Source organism: Bradyrhizobium sp. P5_C12, assembly GCF_054049735.1.
This window is the reverse complement of the sequence record NZ_JBFULU010000053.1, coordinates 37230-46614: the sequence shown is the minus strand read 5'-3', so window position 1 is coordinate 46614 and position 9385 is coordinate 37230. Positions and strand designations below refer to the sequence as shown.

The following is a 9385-nucleotide window of genomic DNA, read 5'->3' as shown; positions in this document are numbered from 1 at the left end:
GTCACCGATGGCGACGGCGACCACGCGTCGGCGTCCGCCAACATTGGCGGTGACATCCGGTTCGAAGACGACGGCCCGCTGGTGGCGGCGACGCTGTCTCATAATTTCGGGGTGACGGCGGACGAGACACCGGGCAACCAGGCGAACGATGTTACCGGCCCGTTGCAGATCTTTGCGGACGTGCAGAATCCCGGCGATGATCCGGATAAGCCCGGGCCGGTGCTTGCCTACGCGACCAGTAACGGCGCTGCCCTGAGCATCCTGCCGTACTTTGGCGTCGACGGACCCGATCCGGCCGCGGCCATCACCTATTCGCTCGATCTGAAATCGTCCGATTCCGGCGTGACGTTGAYGGATGGAACGGCGATTACGCTGTCGCTGGATAGCTCCGGCCGGGTGATCGGCACGGTGGGCACGGACAACGTGCATCCCGAACTGAGCGGCACCACCGCCTTTGCGGTGGCGATCGATCCGGTCTCCGGCAAGGTGTCGGTGGTCGAATATCTCTCGCTGCATCACTCCGATACGTCCAATCCCAACGATCAGGTTTCGCTGGCCGCCGGCTCGATCTCGGCCGTCGTAACGATCAAGGATGGCGATGGCGACACCGCGTCCGCGTCGGCAGATATTTCGAGCACGATCCACTTCAGGGACGACGGGCCGGCGCTGACGATCGGCACCGGCGTGACGGAGCCTGAATTTGTCGCACTCAAGCTGAATCTGGACGAGACGATCGGTCATTCGCCCGACCAATACAATGTCGGCGAGAGCGAGTCGGGCGGCGGCGCGCCGAACGGGATCGTCGACGACACGGCCAACGCCACCGTGACATTCACGACGAACGCAGCCTCGACCGCCCAGATCGGCGAGTTGAAGACCGGCGCGGGCCTGCTGGCGCCGTTGTTCACGAATGCGGTGATCGATTACGGGGCTGATGGTCCCGCCCTGGTCAATCCCGTCACGTCCGCGCTTAGCCTCGTCCTGACAGGCGCGCCCGAGGCGGGCGGCATCAAGACCAACCTCGTCGCGACCGCGCTGCTCGAAGGCACCTCACAGGCGCATCGGACCGTCTGGCTGACGCTCGAGGGCGGTCAGATCGTCGGCCGCGTCGGTCATGATACGCTGTCGACAGGCGATGATTTCGTCGTGCTGCGTATTTCCCTGAATTCGACCGATCCGGCCACGGCACGGCTCGTGGTCGATCAATTCCTGCCGATCGATCACGACGCGTCGGAGCCCGCCGGGTCCCGGTTGCCCGAGAATCCCTCGCTGTTCGACGAGTCGATCTCGTTGCTGACGGCGATTGCCGGCCAGAGCGTCGGCGTGAAGCTGACGGTGACGGTGACCGACGGCGATGGTGACCATGTCACGAAATCGGCCACCGCGACTCTCATCGACAACGGCAATTCCATCGTCTCGATCGACGATTCCGGTCCGACGATCTCCGCTTCGGAGGCTTGCGTCGATACGCCGCTCAGCTATGTCGGCATCAAGGCGGGCAACGTCGACGAGCGCGGTCTCGATGGTCCGAGCGATCAGGACGCGCTGTTGTCCGGCGTCGGTCAGGGCAATGGCCCGAACGCGAACACGATCAATACGACGGGGAGCGATATCGGCGTCGGCAACCAGTCGATCGAGGGCCATGAGGTCCACGGCGGCAACGACCAGCCTGCGGAGATCCTGCGGCTCGACTTCGTCAACAATCTCACATTCTCTACCAATCCCTTCGCCTATAACGGGCACTATGAGGTTGATGCGGCCTCATTCACCATCCACCAGATCCAGGGCAATCCAAGCAATACGGCGACGGTCTTCGTCCAGGTCTTCAATGCCAATGACAACACCAATTTCAACGACGACGGCAATCCGCTGCCGATCACGCTGAACGACGTCACCGTGACCGGGGATGCCAGTTACACCAAGATTCCGGTCTATGACGGCAACACGCTGGTCGGCGTCGTCATCGTCGGCCTGAACGAGGGCGCCACCGTCACGGTCGACACGACCGACGACTTCAATCGTCTCGTCATCTCCAACTACGACAACGTCGCGTTCTCGAGCACGCCAAACGGCGCACCGACGCTTCCGGCCGACCCGAATGATCCTCAGGAGGACAATGTCGGTCATCCGTTCTCGGTGAGCGGCATTTCGTCCGTCGTGTGCGAGCCCGCCACGCTCAGCGTCACCCATGACGAGAGCGCGGGATTTACCCCGCAGTCCGGCCCGAACCCGGAGAACGACGTCGATCCCGCGACGGCTCCGAGCGTGCTGACGGCCGCGATTGCCGGCGCCCAGATCAGTACGGTTCTCGGCTACGCCGAGTCGACCGGCGCCGCCAACACTCTGTTCACGACGCCCGATTTTGGCACGGATGGACCCGGCCCGGCCGGGGGTGTGTCCTATCAACTGACGAATTCCGGCGGTGGCGGGTTCACCGGCCAGGATTCCGGCCTGAACACCACCGTCGGCAACCACGACATCTTCCTGTTCACGGATTCCACCAACCCGAACATCGTTTGGGGCGTCGACAGCAACAACTTCCAGACCGGCGAGAAGGTGTTCGCGCTTTATGTCGACACCGGCGGGCATCTGTGGGTCGCACAGTTCGCGGCCATCGCACACAATGTCGATGGCTCGACGCCTGCCGCCTATGACGACGAGGTCTCGATCACGAACGGCCTCGTGTACATCTCGGCGACCGCGACCGACGGGGACGGCGACACAGCCCATGCCGTTTCGCCCGCCGGGCTTCACATCAATTTCCAGGACGATGGCCCGCATGCCTTTGCGGAAGCGCCGCAGAATGTCCTCGAAGGTTCCGCGCCGGTCACCGGACAGCTCGACTTCGATCCGGGCGCTGACGGTGCGACCGTCACTGAGATCAACGGGGTGAACCTGTCCTTCGGTGAGGACGGGTATTCCCAGGCGATCGCGCTCGCCCATGGCAGTCTCCAGGTCACCGCGGACGGCGCCTACAAGTTCGTTGCGCAGCCCGACGACGTCTACAAAACCGGCGGCCCGGCGAACTTCACGTACACCGTGACCGATGGTGACGGAGATACGTCGGGATCGACGGTATCTTTCGTGGTCACCGACGACAGCGACCCGACCAAGGTGACGTTGAACGACGTGACGGTGAACGAAGGCGTCGGCACAGCGACGATCTCGGCGAGCGTGGATCATGCACCGCAGGGCAGCAATCTCGTGCTAACCTTAAGCAACGGCGCGACGATCACGATCCTTGCCGGTCAAACCACGGGCACCTCGACGCCGTTCGCAGTGCAGGGCGACGATCCCTATATCGACCACGAGAGCTATAGCGTCTCGGTCACCAATGCGACCGGCGGCAATTACGAGGTGCTGAATACGACCGACACGGCGACGGTGACGGTCAATGACACGATCAACACGAACTTCATAACGCTGCACGATGTCGCGGTATTCGAGAACCAGACGTTCGTGTACACGGCGCACATGGACTACGCGTCGATGACGCCGTTCACGGTGACGCTGAACAATGGCGTGAACATCACCTTCGCGCCCGGTCAGTTGATCGCGTCGTCCGATCCGCAGCCCGCGCAAGGCGAAGACGTGTACCTGGACGCCAGCGCGACCCAGGTCTCGATCGCCGGCACCTCCGGCGGCAATTTCGAGGCGGTGAATTACGCAACCTACGGCCACGCGACGGTCACGATCAAGGACACGCTCGATCCGACCACGGTGACGTTGAACGACGTGACGGTGAACGAGGGTGTCGGCACGGCGACGATTTCGGCCAGCGTGGATCATGCGCCGCAGGGCAGCAACCTCGTGCTGACCTTGAGCAACAATGCGACGATCACGATCCTTGCCGGTCAGACCACGGGCACCTCGACGCCGTTCGCGGTGCAGGGCGACGATCCCTATGTCGACCACGAGAGCTACAGCGTCTCGGTCACCGGCGCGACCGGCGGGAATTATGAAACGCTGAACACGGCCGACACGGCGACGGTGACGGTCAACGACACCATCAACACCAACTTCGTGACGCTGCACGATGTCGTGATGTTCGAGAACCAGACGATCGTTTATACGGCGCACATGGACTACGCGTCGCTGACGCCGTTCACGGTAACGCTGAACAATGGCGCGAACATCACCTTCGCGCCCGGCCAGTTGACCGCAACGTCAGATCCGCAGTCGGCGCAGGGCGAAGACGTCTATGTGGACGGCCAGGTCATCCCAGTCTCGATCGCCAGCACGTCCGGCGGCAATTTCGAGGCGGTCAACACCACGACCTACGGCCACGCCACGGTCACGATCAAGGACACGATCGACCCGACCACGGTGACGTTGAACGACGTGACCGTGAATGAGGGCGTCGGCACGGCGACGATCTCGGCCAGCGTCGATCATGCGCCGCAGGGCAGCAACCTCGTGCTGGCACTGAGCAACGGCGCCACGATCACCATTCTCGACGGCCAGACCACCGGAACCTCGACGCCGTTCGCGGTGCAGGGCGATGATCCCTATGTCGATCACGAGAGCTACAGCGTCTCGGTCACCGGTGCGACCGGCGGCAATTACGAAGCGCTGAACACGACCGACACGGCGACGGTGACGGTCAATGATACCATCACCACCAACTTCGTGACGCTGGACGACGTGGTGGTGTTCGAGAACCAGACGTTCGCCTACACGGCGCACATGGACTACGCGTCGCTGACGCCGTTCACGGTGACGTTGAACAACGGCGTGAACATCACCTTCGCGCCCGGCCAGTTTACCGCAACGTCGGACCCGCAGCCGGCACAAGGCGAAGACGTCTATGTGGACGGCCAAGTGATCCCAGTCTCGATCGCCAGCACGTCCGGCGGCAATTTCGAGGCGGTCAACATCACGACCTACGGCAACGCTACGGTCACGATCAAGGACACGATCGACCCGACCACGGTGACGTTGAACGACGTGACGGTGAACGAGGGCGTCGGCACGGCGACGATTGCTGCCAGCGTCGATCATGCGCCGCAGGGCAGCAACCTCGTGCTGGCACTGAGCAATGGCGCCACGATCACCATCCTCGACGGCCAGACCACCGGAACCTCGACGCCGTTCGCGGTGCAGGGCGACGATCCCTATGTCGATCACGAGAGCTACAGCGTCTCGGTCACCGGTGCGACCGGCGGCAATTACGARGCGCTGAACACGACCGACACGGCGACGGTGACGGTCAACGACACCATCACCACCAACTTCGTGACGCTGGACGACGTGGTGGTGTTCGAGAACCAGACGTTCGCCTATACGGCGCATATGAACTATGCGTCGCTGACGCCGTTCACGGTGACGCTGAACAACGGCGTGAACATCACCTTCGCGCCCGGTCAGTTTACCGCAACGTCGGACCCGCAGCCGGCGCAGGGCGATGACGTCTACCTGGATGGCCAGGCGACCCAGGTCTCGATCGCCGGCACGTCCGGCGGCAATTTCGAGGCGGTGAATTACTCAACCTACGGCCACGCCACCGTTACGACCAAGGACACGATCGACCCGGTGACGGCGACGCTGACGGCGACACCGTCGACCAGCGAGCAGGGCGGCTCGATCACCTACACGGTGACGCTGACCAGCGGGCTGAGCCCGTTTACGCCGACCGGCAATCTGGACTTCACCCTGGCCAACGGCGAGCACGTCATCGTGCAGGCGGGCCAGGCCAGTGGCTCGACGACGATCTCGGTCAACGAGGACGATGTCTATATCGACACCCATCCGGTGACGAACAGCATTGTCAGCCATACCGGAGGCAGCGAGTACGAGAGCCTAGTGACGAATCCGGCGACGGTGACGACGACGATCACCGACGACAGCGACCCGGTGACGGCGACGCTGACGGCGACACCGTCGACCAGCGAGCAGGGCGGCTCGATCACCTACACGGTGACGCTGACCAGCGGGCTGAGCCCGTTTACGCCGACCGGCAATCTGGACTTCACCCTGGCCAACGGCGAGCACGTCATCGTGCAGGCGGGTCAGGCCAGCGGCTCGACGACGATCTCGGTCAACGAGGACGATGTCTATATCGACACCCATCCGGTGACGAACAACATTGTCAACCATACCGGAGGCAGCGAGTACGAGAGCCTGGTCACCAACCCGGCGACGGTGACCACGACGATCACCGACGACAGCGACCCGACCACGGTGACGTTGAACGACGTGACGGTGAACGAGGGTGTCGGCACGGCGACGATTTCGGCCAGCGTGGATCATGCGCCGCAGGGCAGCAATCTCGTGCTGACCTTGAGCAACAATGCGACGATCACGATCCTTGCTGGTCAGACCACGGGCAGCTCGACGCCGTTCGCAGTGCAGGGCGACGATCCCTATGTCGATCACGAGAGCTACAGCGTCTCGGTCACCGGCGCGACCGGCGGCAATTACGAGGCGCTGAACACGACCGACACGGCGACGGTGACGGTCAACGACACCATCAACACCAACTTCGTGACCCTCGACAACGTCGTGGCGTTCGAGAACCAGACGTTCGTTTACACGGCGCACATGAACTACGTGTCGCTGACGCCGTTCACGGTAACGCTGAACAATGGCGTGAACATCACCTTCGCGCCCGGTCAGTCGACTGCGTCGTCCGGTCCGCAGCCGGCGCAGGGTGATGACGTCTACCTGGATGGCAGCGCGACCCAGGTCTCGATCGCCGGCACCTCCGGCGGCAATTTCGAGGCGGTGAACTATACCACCTACGGCAACGCCACGGTTACGATCAAGGACACGATCGACGACACGACGGTGAGCCTGACGGCGACGCCGAGCATCACGGAAGCGGACACCAGCATCACCTACACGGCGACGCTGGGCCATCCGGCGCAGGCGGGCCAGCCGGTGACGGTGACGCTGTCGACCGGCGACGTCATCACGATCGCAGGTGGCGCCAGCAGCGGCTCGGTGGTGCACACGGTCGTGCCGAACGAGGACGTCTATCTCGACCCGACCTCGGTCAGCGCGTCGATCAGCACGGCGACCGGCGGCAATTTCGAGCACCTGGTCGTGAACAGCACGCCCGCGGTGACGCAGATCGCCGACACGATCAACCCGGTCACCGCCACGCTGACGACCTCCACCACGACCATCTCGGAGTACGGCGGTTCGATCACTTATACCGTGACGCTGTCGAGCGGGCTGAGCCCGTTCACCCCGAACTCACCGCTGGATGTCTTGTTGAGCAATGGCGAGCACGTCATCATTGCCGCGAACGCGAGCAGCGGTTCGGTCACCAGGACGTACACCGACGCGGAGGTTACCAGCCAGGTCTCGATCGTCGATTCCATCAACAGTGTCAGCGGTGGCGCGCAGTATGAGCAGTTGCTGACCACGGGAACGACAATCGTTCCGGTCGTCTATTCACCGACAATTGCCGTCGGGCCGAACAACGGCTTGCCCGAAGACACGCAGGAGGGAATCCAGTTCACGGCGAGCGTAGGTAGCAGCTCGCATGTCACGCAGATCGTCGTCTCCGGTCTCACCGGATGGACCGTGGATGCGACGGCGGCCAACATCGCGCTCACGGGAGGCGGTGGCACCGCCTCGGTCAGCGGCACCTCGTTCAGTAGCGGCGTGTTGACCATCAACATCACCGGTGCGGCCGACGGTGCGGCCGTAACGGCGGCGGTGCTGATGTCGCCGCCGCTCAACAGCGACGTCGACGCAACGGTGTCGATGACGGCGACGGCCGCGCAGGGGGCGACGACGGCCACCAGCGCCGCAACTCCGGGCACGATCTACGTCGACGCCGTCGCGGATGCGCCCGCACCGGTGACCGGCCAGAGCCACATCATCTTCGTCAAGGACTCGGCCAGCGACTCCAACTCGGCATTCAGCAATGGCGAGACCGGGTCGCTGCAGGTCAAGGCGACACTCGGGGACGTGCACGACGGGTCGGAGACCCACGTGCTGGATATCCATCTGCAGACCGGCTTTACGGCCAGCCTTGCCGCCAGCGGCACCATCGCCGGGACCTACAACGGTGTCAGCACGAACTTCAGCTACACCTACAGCAGCGGGACCGGGGATATCCACATCATCGTTCCCAACGATACGGCCCTGAACCAGAACGTAGGCCAGACCGCCACGATCGATCTGAGCTTCGCCGTGACGGCGCCATTGACCGGCACGCTGCCGGACAATTTGAACTTCAGCATCACGGCAACCTCGACGGAATCGACCTTGTCCGGTGGCGGCGTCGGTGCTGCCAACGCCGACCTGACCACCGACAACGTGGCCACGTTCCTCGACAGCTCGGCCATTCCGGCCGCCAGGCTGCTATCGGGTGCGTTCAAGACCAACACGAACAGCAGTGTGCAGGAGGCGGTTCTCAGCTTTATCGACGAGGCGCAGCCCCTGGATGCATTCGCGCAGCTTATGACGTTCCAGGGCACCGGCCAGGCTTCCACTTTCGCCGGCGATGCGGGTTTCAATATCACCGGCTCGCATACGTTCGAGGTCGTCCTGGACGCCGCCTTTACCGCCACGAGCCAGGTCAACGTAACGGATTTCACGTTGAACAACGTTACGATGGACAAGGGCGGGTCCGGTGTCACAACCAAGATTGAATATCTGCTGAGCGGCAACACGGCGGAAGCGCTGACATCAGAGATCGTTCTCGACGGTGCTCACAACGCGGACACCTATGTGAACTCGCTGGATGGATCCAGTGCCGCCAACAACCCGCTGACCGGCACTGCTGTTAACGGCAACTATGTCTATGGTTTCAGCGGCGATGACACTCTGGTCGGTGGGACCGGAAATACCTTCCTGAACGGCGGCGCCGGCGCTGACGTCATCACGGGCGGCAGCAAGAACGACGTCATCGTGTTCGATACGAACGATACCAGCGTCAACGGTGGCGCCGGCTTCGACATCCTGCGTATCGACGAGGGAGCGATCTACAACAGCTCCTTCCAGGTGAGCGGCGCGCCGACCGGCGGTCTCTCCTCGGGCAATTCGCACGTCACCGGCGGCGTCCGGCTGTACGACGTCGATTTGTCGACGGAAAACCTGACCAACCTGGAAGCCATCCTGCTCACGGCGGAGGCTTCCGCCAGCAGTTCGTTCGGCACCGAGCTGCACGGGCTGACGGCTTCCAACGTGGTGGCTTTCACCGGTGGGGCAGGCGCGATCAACAGCCAGACCGGCACGGCCAATACGCTGTTCGTGATCGGATCGGGAGGCGACGACGTCGAGCTGACCGGCTTCACCGAGACCGCAGCGACCCACACCTCTGCGGGCGGGCAGGTCTTCCACCAATGGGTCTCGACCAGCGGCCCTGCGGCCACGTTGTTCATCGACAATGACCTGCAGGTGAATCACGCCGCGCAGGCCTAGCCGGCGG

1 protein-coding gene is annotated in these 9385 nt (G+C 63.2%); it reads left to right on the top strand.

Features of this window, described 5'->3' with window-relative positions:
- The first annotated feature begins 81 nt into the window (after positions 1–81).
- A complete protein-coding gene (locus tag ACXJMY_RS32070; RefSeq protein WP_456623346.1) occupies positions 82–9378 on the top strand; it encodes an immunoglobulin-like domain-containing protein in 9297 nt (3098 codons plus the stop codon).
- Positions 9379–9385 lie beyond the last annotated feature (7 nt).